Annotated in this window: 15 protein-coding genes; 11 read left to right on the top strand and 4 right to left on the bottom strand. The window is 38.9% G+C overall.

Annotation, left to right across the window (positions count from 1 at the left end; genetic code table 11):
- The 4 genes from CIL05_RS04130 to CIL05_RS04145 all read right to left on the bottom strand — a co-directional run bounded on the left by CIL05_RS04130 (position 1) and on the right by CIL05_RS04145 (position 4,336).
- Positions 1-951, bottom strand: a complete 951-nt coding sequence (locus CIL05_RS04130; RefSeq protein WP_095654239.1) for a glycosyltransferase family 2 protein — start codon at positions 949-951, stop codon at positions 1-3.
- A complete protein-coding gene (gene rfbB, locus CIL05_RS04135) occupies positions 930-1,964 on the bottom strand; it encodes a dTDP-glucose 4,6-dehydratase (protein ID WP_095654240.1) in 1,035 nt (344 codons plus the stop codon). Before rfbB ends, CIL05_RS04130 begins: the two co-directional genes overlap by 22 nt.
- Positions 1,957-2,889 (bottom strand): glucose-1-phosphate thymidylyltransferase RfbA, encoded by a 933-nt coding sequence (gene rfbA, locus CIL05_RS04140; RefSeq protein ID WP_095654241.1) that lies wholly within the window; start codon positions 2,887-2,889, stop codon positions 1,957-1,959. The genes rfbB and rfbA overlap by 8 nt, the downstream gene beginning before the upstream one ends.
- 286 nt (positions 2,890-3,175) lie before the next feature.
- Positions 3,176-4,336 carry an acyl-CoA dehydrogenase family protein gene (locus CIL05_RS04145; RefSeq protein ID WP_095654242.1) on the bottom strand — a complete coding sequence of 387 codons (1,161 nt, stop codon included), beginning with the start codon at positions 4,334-4,336 and terminating at the stop codon, positions 3,176-3,178.
- Positions 4,337-5,250: 914 nt separating this feature from the next.
- On the opposite strand from CIL05_RS04145, the gene CIL05_RS04150 reads away from it, so the two are divergent.
- From CIL05_RS04150 to CIL05_RS04200, 11 genes are all read left to right on the top strand, one after another.
- The gene (locus CIL05_RS04150) at positions 5,251-6,267 is read left to right on the top strand and encodes an ABC transporter ATP-binding protein (RefSeq protein ID WP_095654243.1); all 1,017 of its coding nucleotides are present in this window, start codon (positions 5,251-5,253) and stop codon (positions 6,265-6,267) included.
- On the top strand, positions 6,254-7,186 hold the full coding sequence (locus tag CIL05_RS04155; RefSeq protein WP_095654244.1) for an ABC transporter ATP-binding protein: 933 nt from the start codon (positions 6,254-6,256) through the stop codon (positions 7,184-7,186). Before CIL05_RS04150 ends, CIL05_RS04155 begins: the two co-directional genes overlap by 14 nt.
- Before the next feature lie 7 nt (positions 7,187-7,193).
- Positions 7,194-8,156, top strand: a complete 963-nt coding sequence (gene opp4B, locus CIL05_RS04160) for an oligopeptide ABC transporter permease (protein WP_095654245.1) — start codon at positions 7,194-7,196, stop codon at positions 8,154-8,156.
- A 29-nt stretch (positions 8,157-8,185) separates the two neighbouring features.
- Positions 8,186-9,094, top strand: a complete 909-nt coding sequence (locus CIL05_RS04165; RefSeq protein WP_095654246.1) for an ABC transporter permease — start codon at positions 8,186-8,188, stop codon at positions 9,092-9,094.
- 171 nt (positions 9,095-9,265) lie between these two features.
- Positions 9,266-11,155 (top strand): oligopeptide ABC transporter substrate-binding protein, encoded by a 1,890-nt coding sequence (gene opp4A, locus CIL05_RS04170; RefSeq protein WP_095654247.1) that lies wholly within the window; start codon positions 9,266-9,268, stop codon positions 11,153-11,155.
- A 326-nt stretch (positions 11,156-11,481) separates the two neighbouring features.
- Positions 11,482-12,336, top strand: coding sequence for a chemotaxis protein (locus tag CIL05_RS04175; RefSeq protein WP_095654248.1), 855 nt, complete (start codon positions 11,482-11,484; stop codon positions 12,334-12,336).
- Between the two features lie 15 nt (positions 12,337-12,351).
- Entirely contained in the window at positions 12,352-13,032 is a 681-nt protein-coding gene (gene rpiA, locus CIL05_RS04180) for a ribose-5-phosphate isomerase RpiA (protein WP_095654249.1), read from the top strand.
- A 74-nt stretch (positions 13,033-13,106) separates the two neighbouring features.
- The gene (locus CIL05_RS04185; RefSeq protein ID WP_095654250.1) at positions 13,107-14,237 is read left to right on the top strand and encodes a glycerate kinase; all 1,131 of its coding nucleotides are present in this window, start codon (positions 13,107-13,109) and stop codon (positions 14,235-14,237) included.
- 127 nt (positions 14,238-14,364) lie between these two features.
- Positions 14,365-16,752, top strand: a complete 2,388-nt coding sequence (locus CIL05_RS04190; protein WP_095654251.1) for a penicillin acylase family protein — start codon at positions 14,365-14,367, stop codon at positions 16,750-16,752.
- A 306-nt stretch (positions 16,753-17,058) separates the two neighbouring features.
- Complete coding sequence (locus tag CIL05_RS04195) at positions 17,059-17,331, top strand: YciI family protein (protein ID WP_095654252.1); 273 nt, start codon at positions 17,059-17,061, stop codon at positions 17,329-17,331.
- A gap of 48 nt (positions 17,332-17,379) precedes the next feature.
- The gene (locus tag CIL05_RS04200; protein ID WP_095654253.1) at positions 17,380-18,423 is read left to right on the top strand and encodes a beta-carotene 15,15'-monooxygenase; all 1,044 of its coding nucleotides are present in this window, start codon (positions 17,380-17,382) and stop codon (positions 18,421-18,423) included.
- The last annotated feature ends 185 nt before the right edge of the window (positions 18,424-18,608 follow it).

The following is an 18,608-nucleotide window of genomic DNA, read 5'->3' on the forward strand; positions in this document are numbered from 1 at the left end:
TCAGCTCCGTTCATCTGTTTCTTCTGTCGTTTCCCGTATGAGGTAGAGTGGTCTTTGTTTCGTTTCATTGAAGATTTTTCCAATATATAATCCGAGGATACCGAAATTACAAAAGATAAGTCCCCCGATAAAATAAATGGAAACCATCACACTGGTCCAGCCCTCTACAGGTTCATCCAGGAAAAAGAATCTAGCGAATAAATACATTCCATAAATAAAGGAAATGGAAGCGATCAGAAATCCGAATTGAATCGATAAGCGAAGCGGCTTATTTGATTGGGAGATGACCCCATCCGTTGCCAGTGTGATTAGCTTCTTTAAATTATAGGAAGATTTTCCTTCCCTGCGTGAATTATGTTCAATCGGCACATTGGCTGTTTTATATCCCATCCACTGAATAAATAATGGAAAAAATCGATTCTGCTCCCGCATTTGCCTGAAACCCTGCACAACTTTTTGTGAGTTTATACTGAAATTGGCGACAGTATGATCAGACTTATGTCCGGTAAAATAATCATAAACACGGTAAAAAATTTGAGATGATTTTCGTTTAAGCCATTTATCCTGGCGTTCCACACGATTGCCGAAAACCACTTCATATCCTTCCAATGCTTTTTCATATAATGTAATAATTTCCTCCGGGCGATCCTGGAGATCACAATCCATGACGACAACCCAGTCTCCAAAAGCATGATCAAGTCCTGCGGTAATCGCATGATGCTGGCCGAAGTTTCGGGCGAGATCAAGTCCTTTTATCCGTCTGTCACGAGAGCTCAATAGCAAAATTTCCTCCCATGCATTGTCAGGACTTGCATCATTTACCAAAATAATTTCCAATTGCGCCGGGATTTTTTCCACTGTTGCTGTTATTCGGCTGCAAAGCTCCTGTAAACAGGTTTTGCAGCCATATACTGGTATAACTACAGAAATTAAAGGGTAGGAATTTTCCATTGATTTACATACCATTCCACAGTTTTTTTTAGTCCTGATTCCAATTGTTCCACCGGTTTCCAGCCCAATTCATTTTTTAGTTTTGTATCATCTACTGCATATCTTCTGTCATGACCGAGACGGTCTTCGGTAAAAGTAATTAAATCCTTAAAACTGTCCAATGAAGACCTTTTTCTTAAATCCGGTTCAAGCTGATCAAGGATCTCACAAATTTCAGTTGCTATTTCGATATTCGCTTTTTCATTTCCACCACCGATATTGTATGTCTCAAGCGGATTCGCCTGATGATAGATGAGATCAATTGCCCTGCAATGATCCTCAACATAAAGCCAATCCCGTATATTTTTCCCGTCTCCGTAAATGGGGATGCTTTCCCGAGACAGTGCTTTTGAAATGATCGTCGGAATCAGTTTTTCCTCATGCTGACGGGGGCCATAATTGTTCGAGCTGCTGGAAATAACGATGTTCATTCCATACGTGGAACCAAAGCTTTTAGCAAGCATGTTTGCACCTGCCTTGGAAGCACTGTACGGATTGCGCGGGTCATATGGTGTATTCTCATTAAATTTACCAGTTTCCTCTAGTGAACCGTACACTTCATCTGTAGAAATTTGATGGAAGCGTCTTTCAGAAAGTACATCTTTTTCCTCCCAATGCGCTTTTGCTGTTTGCAGGAGGATCATTGTACCGAGAACATTGGATTGAATAAATTCCCTCGCATCTATAATGGAACGGTCTACATGTGATTCTGCAGCGAAATGGATAATTCCTTCGATGTCATATTCATTAAAAATATTATTTATTAAAATCTCATCCGTAATATCGCCTTGGATAAAATGATAGTTATTTAAACTTTCTATTTCCCTTAAATTCTCCATTGTGCCTGCATAGGTGAGTTTGTCGATATTGAGTAACTGACTATCCGGATAATTTTTCAGGAAATAATGAATGAAATTTGATCCGATAAACCCTGCTCCACCTGTGATGAGCATTGTTGGTTTTTGTTTATTCATTTGCAGCCAGCCCCAATATTGGATTTCGATCGATTGACTCCCAGTACTGCTGGGAATGTTCCCGTTCGGCTATCTCCATTAAATACTTCCCATAGTCATTTTTTTCCATGGTTTTTCCTTTTTTGTATATGGTGTTCCGTGATATATATCCTAAATAGAAGGCGATTTCCTCCAGGCATGCAAGCTTGAAGCCCTGTCTCTGCTGTGTGATTTTTACAAACTCTGATGCTTCGAATAATGATTCATGTGTCCCAGCATCCATCCAGGCAAATCCTCTTCCTAATAGTTCCACGTCCAGCTGACCGATTTTTAAATATTCTCTGTTCAAATCCGTTATTTCCAACTCACCTCTGGCTGAAGGTTTAAGTTTCTTAGCCATTTTGACAGCTTTATGATCGTAAATATAAAGCCCTGTCACGGCAAAATCAGATCTTGGCTGTTCCGGTTTTTCCTCAAGTGAAATTACTTTTTGATTATGATCGAATTCCACCACACCAAATCTGCTGGCATCTTTTACCCGATACCCGAAGACAGTTGCATGTTTATGATTTTTAATGGCATTACGGAATAATGTTGTAAAGCCCTGACCGTAAAAAATATTATCACCAAGCATTAATGTAACATCATCATTTCCAATAAAATCCTCTGATAAAGTTAATGCTTCAGGTATACCATTTGGATTGCTTTGTTCACGGTATTCAAGTGTGATGCCAAGCGATTGTCCATCGCCCAGCAGGCCTTCAAAACGTGGTTTATCCTCTGGTGTACTAATAATCATGATCTCTTTGATCCCACCAAGCATCAAGACTGAAAGCGGATAATAAATCATTGGCTTATCAAAAACCGCAAGCAAATGCTTATTTATACTATCCGTGCTTGGAGAAAGCCTGGTACCACTGCCCCCAGCTAGAATAATCCCTTTCATGTTTATCCACTCCTTAAGGGTAGTATGCTTTCACCACCCGAATTTTGTAACTGGATATATACAGTTTTGAACATTGTAAAGCTTATTAACTATTACCTTTTTTATGTGAAAGCTAATCTTACATTTGTATTTCAATTATGTTTCGGTGTTGGGATTTGTATGTAAAAGGGGAGGGGACAGTCTGAAGTTTTCGCTTTCAAGCTGAAGTTTCTGTTCACGGGCTGATGTTTTCGAAACACAAAAAAACCCGAACCACTCATCAGGTTCGGGGTAAAGCATCAATCTATCAGACCCTATCACCAATACTCTTCTGTGCCAATTGCATTACCGTCATGTCATCCATCGGTGGGTTATGCAAGCCTGCGCGGACATCCCGGTAATAGCGCTGTAGTGGATTTTTTAATGATAAGCTGCGCGCGCCTGCAACTCGCATTGCCAGATCAACTACTTGAACGGCTTTGTTAACGACAGATAATTTGACTGCACCGAGCTCTGTCTTCATTGTTTGACGAACAGCTTCATTACTTTCATCCCATTTTTGTGCAACTGAATACAGGAAATGCTCACTTTCTATGATAAGGAGTTCCATCTCACCCAACTTTTGCTTCACATTGGGCAGTTCCGAAATAGTGCCTTTTATACTATTTGGTGAATAGCTTGTTGCGAAACCTACGGCATATTCTTGAGCAGCTTTGGCTATTCCCAGATAACAGGCAGGAATATGCAAAAGCCATCCAGCAGCTGGTTTGTTTCCAGGAGTAAGATACTCTACCAGGTCATCCTTATCTACATGTACATTTTTCAGAACAAGATCATGGCTGCCTGTTGCTCGCATAGCAATCGAGTCCCAGGTTTCATCGATTTCCACACCAGCTCGTTCCCGTTTAACAAGAAAATTCCCCACCTGTTCTGGTTCTGTTCCATCAATAGAAGCACTTACCACAAAGTAATTAAGAATTGGTGCAAGTGTGGTAAACGTCTTTTTGCCATTGATTACCCACCCGGAACCATCCTGCTTTGCGTATGTTTCAGGTTTTCCGCCACGTGTCGGGCTTCCCGTCGCCGGTTCAGATGCAGCATTATTTAATAATGCCCCATTGTCAACAACATCCTCCGTATACGCTTTATATTTTTCTTCAGACCATATATTGTTTTCACCAAGATGCATCGTAATCCCCATATGCCAGCCAATTGCTAGTGCAGTGGAACCGTCTGCCTTTGCAATCGTTTCCTGTAATTTTAGCATTTCATATAAAGAGATACCGATACCGCCATTTTCTGCCGGTACAGTTAATGAAGGGTAGCCAATTGAAATTAAATCCCTAAAATTATCAAATGGAAACGAAGCTTCTTCATCGTGTTTTTCTGCTCGCTCGGTAAATGGTTTTACTGTTTCTTTAACTAATTTAAGTCGTTCTTCTGTATGATTAAGTTCTTTAAGTTTCATTGTAATATCTCCTTTCGTTAATTCTTATCATAATAGTCGGATTTATATCTCTTATTATTTCATTACTAAAGGGAAAATTCAATTTTCAGGAAAAAAATCTATAATGTTTTGTAAAAAAAACAAAATAGTGATGAGCCAAAATACCTGAGGGAATCTATCAAATAATATGCAAAGAATCCAATTAATTCGGGATATTTGAAAAAAACTTAGTGGTTTGATTAGGCTAAAAAAACCAGTTAACGACAATTACTAGAAAATAGTACCTATGAAATATCTAAAAACATATTGCTTTTTTAAAATTATTCACTTATAATCACTTATAATATGTTAAGTTTTATTTACGAATAGATTTCGGAAAATTAAATACTGTAATAATACAAAAACTCCGAAATATAGTCAGCGTAAATAGAAAGCAACAGCCCTGAAATGAGTGAGCAAATAGTGTAACTAACAGGACAACTTCAACGGCGTTCACTGCATTTTAAATTTTCTGAAGAATAGCAATTACGCATATTCTAAAATTAATAGATTAGAAAAACTATTAAACTAAATTTAGATGTTGAATACATAATAGAGTTGATTATATTTTAAACTTAATTATCTGAACGTTCGGTCGAAACCTTAAATTGTAATGACAATTCGGTTTTCTTAGAAAACTTGGCTTATCGCCAAGCCTTAATGGCGAAAGCCTTAGTTGCTCTTATACTGATTTCCGAAAAAAGTTATACTTTCCTATCAGTGTAAAAAAAGTTACCCTAATGGCCCGCTTTGCTTAAGGTAATAGTAACAATTGGAACGATTATGAATGTATTGCAGTTTAAGTATCTGTTCCCTGCATTCAATCTCAGGTGAATGGCTTATAATTAATGCCATATCATAATCCTACAGAAAAAATTTATGCTAGGGGGATTAAGTTGAGCAAAGAGATGTTGGAAATCAAAAACCTGAAAACATCATTTAGGATTAAAGATAATTATTATGCGGCAGTTGATGATGTAACACTGACGCTTAATAAAAATGAAATTTTAGGAATTGTCGGTGAATCAGGATCGGGAAAAAGTGCATTGGCCTTTTCTGTTATGGGACTGCATAATCGTGCAAAAATAGAAGGTAATATTTTATTTAAAGAACATGATATTGCGAATATTTCACCCTCCAAGTTAAATAAGCTGCGTGGTGAAGCTATGGCAATGATTTTCCAGGATCCATTAACAGCACTAAATCCATTAATGATTGTTGGAGAACAAATTAGTGAAACACTTATATTGCATAAAAAGGAAATGTCGCAAAAACAACGTAAAGAAAAAGTGATTGATTTATTGAACAAGGTAGGAATTCCAATGCCGGAACATGTTTATGGTCAGTATCCGCATGAGTTATCCGGTGGGATGAGACAGCGGATAATTATCGCAATTGCAATTGCCAATAAGCCTGAATTATTAATTGCTGATGAACCTACTACTGCACTTGACGTTACCATTCAAGCACAAATTTTGGATTTGATTAAAACCCTGAAAGACGATATTGATGCAGGAATTATTCTGATTACACATGATCTTGGTGTAGTAGCTGAAATGGCGGATAGAGTTGCAGTAATGTATGCAGGGCAGATCGTTGAAATTGCAGATGTGCACACATTATTTGATAATCCACTGCATCCATACACAAGATCGCTTTTAAACTCCGTCCCAAACACGCAGGAGGGACAGGAAGAGCTGCATGTTATACAGGGGATTGTACCATCACTTTCAAAGCTGCCGCGTGAAGGCTGTCGCTTTGCTGCAAGAATTCCTTGGATAGATGATTCTGCTCATGAGGAAAATCCCGTAATGCATGAAGTAGCACCGGGTCATTTTGTGCGCTGCACATGTCATAATCATTTTCACTTCCCGGATGAAAGCAAGGAGGATTCTACACATGGGATTTCTTGATGTTGAAGATTTAAAAGTATATTTTCCAATTAAAGGTGGTTTGTTTAATCGAACGTTAGGCAATGTTAAAGCAGTTGATGGCGTCTCTTTCTCAATTGAAGAAGGAAAAACCTATGGCCTTGTTGGTGAATCCGGTTCCGGAAAAACAACTACTGGAAGAGCAATTATCGGTTTAAATGATATTACTGCAGGTAAGGTTTCGTTTGAAGGAAAGGATCTTACGTCAAAGAAAAGTAAAACATCTGCTGTTCGAAAAGATATTCAAATGATTTTCCAGGATCCTTATTCATCCTTGAATCCAAGGAAACGTGTGCTCGATATTGTAGCAGAGCCACTTCGTAACTATGAAAAGCTCTCCAAACAGGCAGAGAAACAACGCGTTGGGGAATTATTGGAAATGGTTGGATTAAGTCCTGAGAGTATTTTGAAATATCCACATGAATTCTCTGGTGGGCAGCGTCAGCGGATTGGGGTAGCCCGTACCATCGCATTAAAACCTAAATTAATTATTGCAGATGAGCCAGTATCTGCACTTGATGTTTCCGTGCAGGCTCAAGTATTGAACTTTATGCAAGACATACAAAAGGAATTGAATTTAACATATTTATTTATCAGCCATGATCTTGGTGTTGTTAAACATATGTGTGATGACATCGGAATTATGTATAAAGGGCGTTATGTGGAACAAGGAACAAAGCAGGATATTTTTGAAAACCCACAGCATATTTATACAAAACGACTCGTTGCGGCAATTCCTGACATTGATCCTAAAAATCGGGAAGCGCAAAAACAATTCCGGGAAGAAGTTCAGAGGGAATATGAACATTCCTACAACGATTACTTTGATAACGATGGCTTGGCTTATGGCTTGCAATCCGTATCTGATACACATCTAGTAGCTCTGCCAGAGAAAGGTTGAATAAATAATGTGGAAATTTATTGTAAGACGACTTGTTATAACATTCCCTCAAATAATTTTACTAAGTTTATTAGTATTTCTTATGGCAGAAATGATGCCGGGAGATGCGCTCTCGGGTCTGCTTGATCCGAATATTGATCCGGCTGCTATTGAAGAACAACGTATAAAACTAGGGTTAAATGACCCGTGGCATATAAAATATGCAGATTGGGTAGCTGGTCTAGTACAAGGAGACCTTGGACAGTCATTCAAATTTAAAATGCCGGTTACTGAACTGATTGAACAACGGCTGGTAAACTCATTTTGGCTTGGTGTAGCAACATTAATATTTACATACTTAATTGCAATACCACTTGGAATTACGAGTGGTCGCTATAATGATACATGGGCTGACCAGATGATTACAGGTTATACCTATATCGGATTCGCAACACCATTATTTATATTTGCATTGGTTGTTCTCTGGATATTTGGTTTCCAACTGCAATGGTTCCCAACCAGCGGAAGTGTTGAACCGGGAATGGTGCCAGGTACCTTCGAGTATGTACTAAGTAAAATTCAGCATTTACTATTGCCTTCACTATCGCTGGCTTTGATTACAACTGTAAATACGGTTCAATATTTGCGAAGTGAAATAATTGATACAAAACAAAAGGACTTTATTATTACTGCTAGAGCTAAAGGGGCTTCAGAATCCAGAGTCTATAACCGTCATATTTTAAGGAATTCGTTGTTGCCTATTGCTGCATTTTTTGGATTTGAAATTACAGGTTTAATCGGAGGAACGGTTTTCGTAGAACAAATCTTTGGTTATCCGGGCATGGGGCAACTGTTTCTGGAATCAGTTGTGGGACGTGATTATTCCGTTGTAACTTCTGTTGTTCTGTTATTTGGTATAGCTTCCATTTTGGGGGCACTAATTTCAGACATTATATTAAGTCTTGTTGACCCGCGAATTCGTATTAAATAGAAATAAGGCAGACTCTGAGGTGATTTATAATGGAAACTAATAACGTAAATGGACAGGATCAAGTTCAAGATACTACAAAAAGCCCATCTGGGGCAAGTATCTTTTGGCGTGAAATTACCAGAGATAAAATGGCCTTAATTTCACTAATATTTTTAGTGCTGATAACGGCATTTGTATATGGTATTTCATTATTTTTAAACAAGGAAGAAATTGTAAGGGTAGATTTATTTTCAATCCATCAAGCCCCTTCTGAGGAATTTTGGTTAGGTACAGATTATGGTGGGCGAGATGTTTTCGGGCAATTGATTATCGGTACACGTAATTCACTATCCATTGGGATTCTGGTTACTTTGATGACTGGAATTATCGGAATTGTATATGGATTAGTCTCCGGTTATTTTGGTGGACAGGTTGATAATATGATGATGCGTATTCTTGACTTTTTCTTAATTTTACCATTTTTGATGGTTGTTATTGCATTTGTTGCAATTGTACCAACATACAGTGTATGGACATTCTCGTTAATTATGACTGCATTTCTGTGGATGGGGATAGCCAGGCTAATCAGATCAAAAGTATTACAGGAAAAGGAACTGGATTATGCTCAGGCATCAAAGACGCTTGGCTCATCAAACTTTAAAATTATGTTTTTACAGGTTTTGCCAAACGTAACATCACTAATTGTTGTAACGATGACATTAAACCTTGCTGCAAATATTGGTTTGGAATCAGGACTCTCATTCCTGGGCTTCGGTTTTCCGGAGTCTACACCAAGTCTTGGAACACTTTTAAGTTATGCAACCAACCCGCAAACATTGGAGTATAGATGGTGGATCTGGGTACCTGCAGCAGTGCTAATCCTATTACTGATGCTTGCTGTAAGAAATGTCGGTGAAGCATTAAAACGTGCAGCCGATGCAAGGCAAAGAAGAGGATAATTTTAAGGGGGTGACTACTGAGGAAGCAGAAATGTAAAAATATTAGCTTATGTTACCTACATTAATACGTAGCTTATGTATTAATGTTGAGTATAAATTATCGGTCAGACTATAAAAGGTATGGCCGATGCAAGAAAAAGAAGGGTTTTAAAAAAAAGGGAGGTTACAAGGATGAAGAAGATTAGCTTTAGTAAAGCGCTATTTGCGCTAATGCTTATCTTGTTACTTGCTCTTGCAGCATGTAGCGGTGGTTCCGATGATGAAGGATCAGACGATTCCGGTTCTGACGATACGGGAACTGAAGAGGGTACAGACGAAGGCTCCGATGAAGGTGCCGAAGACGAAGGCGGAGATGAAGAACCTGCAGAAGAGGATGACGGGCTTTATTCTGTCGAAGATTTCGCTCCTTCTAAAACAAATGAAGGTGAAGCAATTGAAGGTGGAACACTTAATTTTGGTTTAGTTTCCAGTTCTGCATTTGAAGGAACATTAAACTGGAACTTCTATGCTGGTGCTCCAGATGCAGAAATTTTAGCTTGGTTCGATGAATCATTACTTGGTAATGATGAAAAATATCGATACAACAATGATGGTGCTGCAACTTATGAAATAAGTGATGATAACCGAACATATACGTTTACGATTAAAGATAATGTAAACTGGCATGATGGTGAACCTGTAACAGCTGAGGACTGGGCATACTCCTATGAAGTAATTGGCCACCCTGAGTACACTGGGGTACGTTACGGTTCTGACTTCACAAACATTGAAGGTATGGAAGCATACCATAATGGAGAAGCTGATTCTATTTCAGGTATTGAAATAGTTGATGAAAAGACATTGAAAATCACTTTCATCAAGGCAACGCCATCACTTCTTACAGGTAGTATTTGGCCATATGCAATGCCTAAACATGTTTTCCAGGATATTCCGGTCGCAGAGATGCAAGAATCTGCAGCTGTTCGTGAAAATCCAATTGGAATGGGGCCATTTAAAGTTGAAACAATTACACCAGGTGAATCTGTAACATATGTTAAGAACGAAGACTACTGGCAAGGTGAGCCAAAGCTTGATGGTGTAACATTAAAGGTTATTAACCCAAATACGGTTGTTCAAGCATTAGAAACAGGAGAAGTTGATATGGTTGATTCTTTCCCAACAGATCAATATCCTGATAATGCTGAAATGTCAAACGTAGAGTTTTTAGGAATGACTGACCTTTATTATGCGTATATTGGATTCAAATTGGGTTCATGGGATGCGGAAGCTGGCGAAGTAGCTACAGATGATTCGATGAAAATGTCTGATGTAAACTTGCGTAGAGCAATGTGGTACGCAGTTGACAATAATGCTGTAGCTGAGAATTTCTATAATGGTTTGCGTTGGGCTGCGGATACATTGATTGCGCCATCACATCCTGAATTCCGTGATGAGTCAATTGAAGCACCAACATATGATCCAGAAGAGGCGAAAAAGATTCTTGATGAAGCTGGATATGAAGATACAGATGGCGATGGAATGCGTGAAAATCCTGAAGGGGAAGAGCTAGTAATTAACTATGCTGCCATGGAAGGTGGAGATGTTGCTGAGCCACTAGCAAACTACTACATGCAAGCATGGGAAGCTGTAGGTCTTAATGTACAACTTCTTGATGGTCGCTTGCAAGAGTTTAATGCTTTCTATGACCGTGTAGGACGGACTGGAGAAGACGATCCTGCAGTTGATATTTACCAAGGTGCATGGGGCGTCGGCTTTGATGTAGATCCTAGAGGTCTATATGGACGTGACGCGATGTTCAACTTCTCCCGTTATTCAAGTGAAGAAAACGATCAATTATTGGAAGATGGCGTTTCTGAAGAAGCATTTGATGTTGAGTATCGTCAACAGGTATACAGTGACTGGCAACAGCTAATGGTTGACGAAGTTCCTGTATTCCCAACACTTTACAGTGCAGTGTTAGCACCAGTTAATAACCGTGTGCAAAACTACTCCATTGCTGTAGATTGGAATGCACCACATGAAATTTCGGTAACTGCAGAAGAGCCGGTTGTAGCTGAATAATTGACTACTGTTGGTTAAGGAGACTCGCTTAGGCGGGTCTTCTTTTTTTGGCAGTTAAGAAAGTATAACTACTTTCTTACTGCATAAGTGCAAGCTATGAGCATTCACCTAAAGGGTTGGTGAATACCAAGTTTTCTAATTTTGGAGAGCGGATATATTTAGAGGGGATTGGATTTATCGTCATTAGAGCGGATATATCTGCCAGAGAGAAAATATATCATCCGTAGAAAGAAGGTTCAACGATATATAGGTATTTTTAATCTTAAAAAATATTCTGTTATCCATTAAGCTAGATGTATCATGCTTATATCAAAGGAGGCAGAACATTGACTCAGAAAATTGCGGTTGCAGTTATTCACGGGGCAGGTACTCCAGATGAAAATTTTGCAGAGGCAATCATTAAACGTATTTCCAGGGACTTTACAAAAGAGCTTGCGATTGAAGATGCAGAGCAGGAATTAGTATTTGAACCAGTGTATTGGTCGTCGATATTTGAACCCGAACAAAAGGAATTATGGAATAGGTTGCAAGCAACTTCAGATCTCAACTTCTCCGGTTTAAGACAGTTTATTATTGAATTTTTAGCAGATGCTATAGCATATCAGCCAACAATGCTTGGAAACCAGAATTATGATAAAGTGCATTCCTTCATAGCAAAGGCAATCAATAGATTAAGAGAAAAAGCTGGACCGAGAGCCCCGTTATGCATTATCAGTCATAGTTTAGGCTCTATCGTTTCCAGTAATTATTTTTATGATCTGCAATTCAAGCGTAAAAATAGAGGAATAGAAACGGTAAAATGTACAAGCAATTCCCCAATCGAACAATGTGAAACACTGACACTGTTCTACACACTTGGCAGCCCAATGGCATTATGGTCACTTAGATATATCGATTTTGGTTCACCGATTACTGTTCCGGCACCGATGATTCATTCATTTTATCCGGAAGTTCAAGGAGAGTGGCTTAACTTTTATGATAAAGATGATGTGCTGGCATTTCCTTTAAAAGGGGTTAATGATGCATATAGAATGGCTGTTACGAAAGATGTGGAAGTGAATGCCGGCGGATTATTTACGAGCTGGAATCCATTATCACATAATAAATATGATACAGATCATGAAGTGATTAAGCCTATTGTAGCTGGTCTCGTGCGTACCTGGAAAGCGATTAATAAATAGATGGAGGAAATAAGTATGTTAAATGAAAAGGATAAAGTAAAGAAGTTAGTCGGTGAAGCATCGGTAGAATATATTAAAGATGGAATGAATATAGGGTTGGGATCAGGATCAACCGTATATTGGATGGTAAAAAAACTTGGAAAGCTTGTTGAAGTAGGCTTAGATATAAAGGGGATACCTTCTTCTAATCAAACAGCGGAATGGGCAGAACAATTTGGAGTATCTCTTACTGACTTTTCCCATGTAAAACAGCTTGATCTGACAATTGACGGTGCAGACGAAGTGGATCAAGATTTTCAGCTTATTAAAGGTGGTGGGGGAGCACTTTTTAGAGAAAAAGTAATTGCAGCTGCCGCAAAAGAATTAATCATTATCGTGGATAAATCAAAAATGGTAACACAGCTGGGAAAATATCCTTTACCTATAGAGGTATTGCCATTTGGTTGGCAAATGACTGCTAATGAAATTTCCCGGTTGGGGTGTGTACCTCAAGTGAGGAAAAAAGCTGGTGGGCCTGTTGTAACTGATAATGGAAATTATATTTTGGATTGTCCTTTCAAGCTTATATCCAATCCGAGAAAGCTGGATGAAGAATTAAAGAGAATTGTTGGTGTTGTAGAAACCGGTTTGTTTATAGGAATGGCTGATAAGATTATTGTTGGGGATGGTGATGGAATAAGAACGATGAATGTATGAACTAAACTTGTACCCATAGAATGGTAATAACTGTCATGTGGTTTCCATAAAAATTTCATGAAAAGGAGTACATTATGAATATTGTCGTTGCACCAGATTCATTTAAAGGAAGCTTAACATCAATTCATGCATCTGAAATAATAAAAAAAGCTATTAAGGTCGTTCTCCCTTCATCAGAGGTTGTATTAAAACCAATGGCTGATGGGGGTGAAGGGACACTAGAAGCATTGCTAAGAGCAACGAAGGGGGAGCGGGTTCCTATAGTATGTACGGGCCCTCTAGGAGAAAAAGTTAATACAAGTTATGCAATTGTTGATGGGAAAAAAGCTATTATTGAGTGTGCAAGCATAGCGGGTTTAATTCAGGTTCCGGAAGAGAAGCGGAATCCAGATTTTACAACTTCTTATGGTATTGGCGAAGTCATCATCGATGCATTAGATAAAGGTTGTACAGATTTTGTGCTTGGTCTTGGTGGTAGTGCTACAAATGATGGCGGACTTGGAATGCTGCAGGCATTAGGCATGAAGGCGCTGGATGCAAATGGGGCAGAGGTTGGATCTTATGGTAAGAACCTGCACCATGTAAAGAAGATAAGTTTATCAGAATTAGATTCAAGACTAGCAAAAGTTAAGATAAAAGTAGCTAGTGATGTGGATAATCCACTTTGTGGTGAAAGGGGGGCAACAGCTGTTTATGGACCACAAAAAGGTGCTACAGATGAGCAAATCAAGCAATATGATCAGTATTTAGACGATTATAGTAATCTAATAGAAGCAGAAATGAAACAGTCATTAAAAGATATCCCAGGATCCGGTGCTGCAGGTGGGCTTGGTTTTGCCATGCTGGCACTTGGTGCGAATCTTGTTTCAGGGGCAGAGCTTTTAGCTAACACTATAAAGGTTGAGGAAGCAATTCAGCACGCTGGCCTTGTTATTACAGGAGAAGGACAAAGCGATGAGCAGACACTTTATGGAAAGGCGCCTGGCTATATTGCAACACTGGGTAAAAAGCATCACGTGCCGGTTATTTTACTATCGGGAAGTCTTGAGGGGGATTTAGATATTTTAAGGGAGAGATTTTCAGGCTGCTTTTCCATTGTAAATAAACCGCTATCTCTTAGTGAATGTATGGAAAATGCAGATAAGTTGCTTTATGAACAAACGAGGCAGGTAATTCATTTGATCAGTTCAATTCAGGGAGGTTAATAGATATAGCTTTAGCTTAGGTGCTTCTTGTGTCAATATAATCCAACAAACTGTTCAATTAAAAAGGATTTTGCTAAAAAATGTCGAATTATATGTTGAAAGGAATTTGAACAGGGGGATATGAAAATTGGACACGAGTGCTTATAAATTAGATGTACCTCAGAAGAAAAAGAGGAACAAGAAAAAAATAGTCCTGATTGTGTTAGGTATTATCATTATCATAGGGGTTATTTTATTTATTTTTGCAAACGTATACATAAACCGTACACTTCCTCAAGTTGAGGGGGAAATTGAACTGCCAATGCTTGAACAGGAAGTAACTGTCATTACAGATGAGAATGGTGTGCCTCACATTCAGGCTGCCAATGAGCATGATCTGTACATAGCACAGGGCTATATTCAGGCACAGGATCGTATTTTTCAAATGGAAATGTCACGCAGACAGGCTTCAGGGACATTGAGTGAAATTGTTGGTGAATCAGCGGTTGATCATGATAAATATTTTCGATCACTTGGATTAAGAAGAGCAGCAGAGAAGTCATATGATATATACACAGATGAGTCTAAGGAAGTATTACAGTGGTTTGCTGATGGTGTAAATCAGTATATAAATGAAGCGAAGGAAAATAACACATTGCCAATTGAATTCACATTAATGGGCGCAGTACCTGCAGAATGGACACCTCTTGATTCACTGACGATTGGAAAATATATGGCATTCGACCTTGGTGGGCACTGGGAAAGGCAGGCATTTAACTATTATGTGATGAATAATTTTGAAGAGGAAAAAGCATATGAGTTATTCCCGAGCTATCCTGAAGAGAAGCCGACAATAATTGGGGACAATGAAATTGATATTGCAAGCAGTTTTGAAAAAGCTGTCATCCCACATGCATTCAATGGCAGTAATAACTGGGTGGTAAGTGGGGAGAAAACAGCATCAGGCATGCCGTTGTTGGCTGATGATCCACATCTCGGCCTGGCAACACCTTCCATCTGGCTGCAAATGCATCTGGAAACAGAAGATATAAATGTCAGTGGCGTTATTTTTGCAGGAGTGCCCGGGATTATACTGGGGCATAATGAAAATATCGCATGGGGTGTAACAAATACTGGCCCCGATGTGCAGCAATTATATATGGAGAAGCGAAATCCCGAAAACCCTCATGAATTTTTATTTGAGGATGTATGGGAAGAAGCTGATGTAATTGATGAACCTATCAAAGTAAAGGACAGTGAAACAATAGACTATCAGGTTGTGGAAACAAGGCATGGGCCGATTATCTCAGAATTTGCCGAGGATAGTGGGAAAGATACGGTACTTTCATTGAGGTGGACAGCTTTGGATCCAACTACTGAGCTTGAGGCAATTCTCGATATTAATAAGGCTCAGAATTGGGAGGAATTTGAAGCGGGCTTGGAAAAATTTCTGGCACCTGCACAGAATTTTGTTTTCGCGTCCACTGATGGAACCATTGCCTATAAAGCTAATGGAAATATCCCAATCTATGAAAATGGTGATGATGCGCTCCTGCCATTGCCGGGCTGGGAGGCAGATCATGAATGGAACGGATTTATTCCATTTGATGAATTACCGCGGGTTGTAAATCCGGATAAAGGATTCATCGCAACAGCAAACAATAAGATTGCCGGAGATGACTATCCATACCATATCAGTAATGTTTGGGCTCAGCCCTATCGTTATGAGCGGATAGCTGAAGTACTTGAGTCAAGTAATGATTTAACAGCTGAAACTATGATGGATTTACAAATGGATGTTGGTAATTTACAGGCGAGGGAGTTTGTGCCGATCTTTTCAGATGTATTAGGGGGTGTTGAATTAACTGAAATCGAAACAGAAGCTATGGAACTTTTAAATGATTGGGATTTCATGGATGAAGCCGGATATGCACAGCCATTAATTTTCCATAATTGGATGGATGAAATGGAAGCATTACTATATAATGATGAAATTCCTGAGAATGTAAGGGGATTATTTGGCAGTCGAGCCCAAACGACAGATGAATTATTAAGAAAAGCAGCAAGTGGGGACGGCTCCATTTGGATTGAGGAAAATGGCGGAATTGAAGAAGTGCTGCATAGCGCTTTAAAAAATACACTTACTGATCTGGAAGAAGAACATGGAGAGGCTATGAGTGAATGGCAATGGGGAGATTATCACAAGGTACAGTTCCATCATCCATTATCAGGAATCCATCCAGTCCTCGCATTCTTTTTTAATAATGAGAAGTCAATGTCTGTCGGCGGAAGCAGTGTGACACCAATGGCGGCGAGTTATGATGCTTCCGATGGTGAGGTGGATCATGGTGCATCCTGGCGATTTGTCATTGATATGAATGATACAAGCAGGGGCCATCATATTGTTGGACCAGGACAATCCGGCCATTTCAAGAGTGATTGGTACCATGATCAGATGGATGATTGGGTGGAAGGAAATTATCATGAAACGAAACTGGATGGAGTGGAAGGCAAGCGGTTGGAGCTTGTGCCATAGATGTTGAGTCGTGTTTAGAGAAAGTGATAGACTGAACAGCATGGACTGAGAGATAGAAAGGTTAAGTTGAGAGATAATCCTATTAGTTGAGAGAAATTCGTATATAGTTGAGAGAAAAAAATGGAAGTTGAGAGACAGTTATGTAAAGTTGAGAGATAGCCGTTTATGATTCGATTATCTCTCAACTTTCTCCCGCTATGTCTCAAGTTGACTGGTATATCTCTCAACTTCCAACCAAAATCCATACCACATGCATTCGAAAAATTCATATATAATAGAAATAGACTACGGGAAAGGAAGATAGCTATGAAATATTTTGCAGTATTTTTACCAATGTTGGATGAAGAAAAAAGTAAGCAGTACAGACCGGATCACTTGGCGTATTTGGAAGAGAAAGGCAGCGAGGGGAAAATCTTTGCCAAAGGGCCTTTTGTAGATGGTGCTGGTGGACTTGTTATTTATAAAGGAGAAAATTTAAAAGAGGTAGAGGAAATTGTGAAGCAGGATCCTTATATTGTCTATGGTGCCAGAGGATCTGAAATACATGAATGGGATATGGCGGTTATTGAAGAAAGGTAATGTTAATTGGAAAGCATATTATGAATAAAGCGAGAGGTGAGGGCTTTAATGGTATTAAAGAAGAATTTTATTCGTCATGGCTGGCTTGCTCTCTTGCTACTTGTATTAGGATCGAATATTGCATTGTATCATACAACATTCGGGGTTAACATCCTGCCCGAGAATACAAATGGTGTCGTCATCGGGTCAATGTTTGATTTAGTATTGGTTTCCCCGATTTTACTTATTGCCTGGCTCAGAAAATGGAACTGGAAATTATTCATAGTGACAATGGCTTCGGGGCTTATACTGGTGCGCTTCTTCATCCCTATGGAATTTTTAGCACCATTCGAAGCGGTAACATGGATTGGATTTGCTATCGAAGGTTTTCTTATTTCACTAGAAATTTTACTTATTGCGACACTTTTTAAATATCTTCCGGGAATTATTCATTCAGTAAAGAAAAATCCTTTACCAGTTATTTTCTCTTTTACCGATGCAGTTCATGAAAAAGTGAATGATGTTCCAATCATACGGGTCATTTGTTCAGAAATATTGATGTTTTACTATGCATTTGCCAGCTGGCGGAAAAAGCCCACAGTAAATAATCATAATTTTACCTTGCATCAGAAATCGAGTCTGGTTGCACTGCAATTAATGCTTGTCCATGCAATTATTTTTGAAACAATCGGGATTCATTGGTGGTTACATGATAAGTCGCTTATCCTATCGGCGGTTTTATTAATTTTGAACATTTATTCGGTAATTTTATTGGTTGCGGACATCCAAGCAGTAAGATTAAATCCATTACGGGTAACGGGGAAGCGGATGTACATATCGCTCGGTCTCATGAAACGAATGAAAATCAGCTGGTCTGATATCGAAGAGGTAATTGAAGAACCAAAGATTTTACAGAAAAAACCTCCCAAAGATACAATTGAATTCATTGCACGTGATTTTGAACAAGTACAACCAGATGTGATTTTAAAATTAAAGTATCCAGTTGAGGCAACGCTTATTATGGGAATCAAAAAGAAATATAATCAGGTAGCTATTCGGGTGGATGATCCGGAGAAATTTAAAAGTGTGGTAAAAGAGAAGCTATCAAAATGAAAACTGAAATATCCGCAGTAGCCAGAAAGTTATCTTTGTTTTAAAAAAAGTAGGAAAACTCAACCATTATTTGTTATAATATGGCTTCCGTGGGTGAGCTAATCGCTGAGAGTCCGCAGTTTTTATGACAATGAAGAGGTAGACAAGTATAGGAGTATCACTTGATAATTTCAATTCTCAAGGGC

It is taken from the genome of Virgibacillus profundi (genome assembly GCF_002287375.1).
Classification (GTDB): Bacteria; Bacillota; Bacilli; order Bacillales; family Amphibacillaceae; genus Virgibacillus_K; species Virgibacillus_K profundi.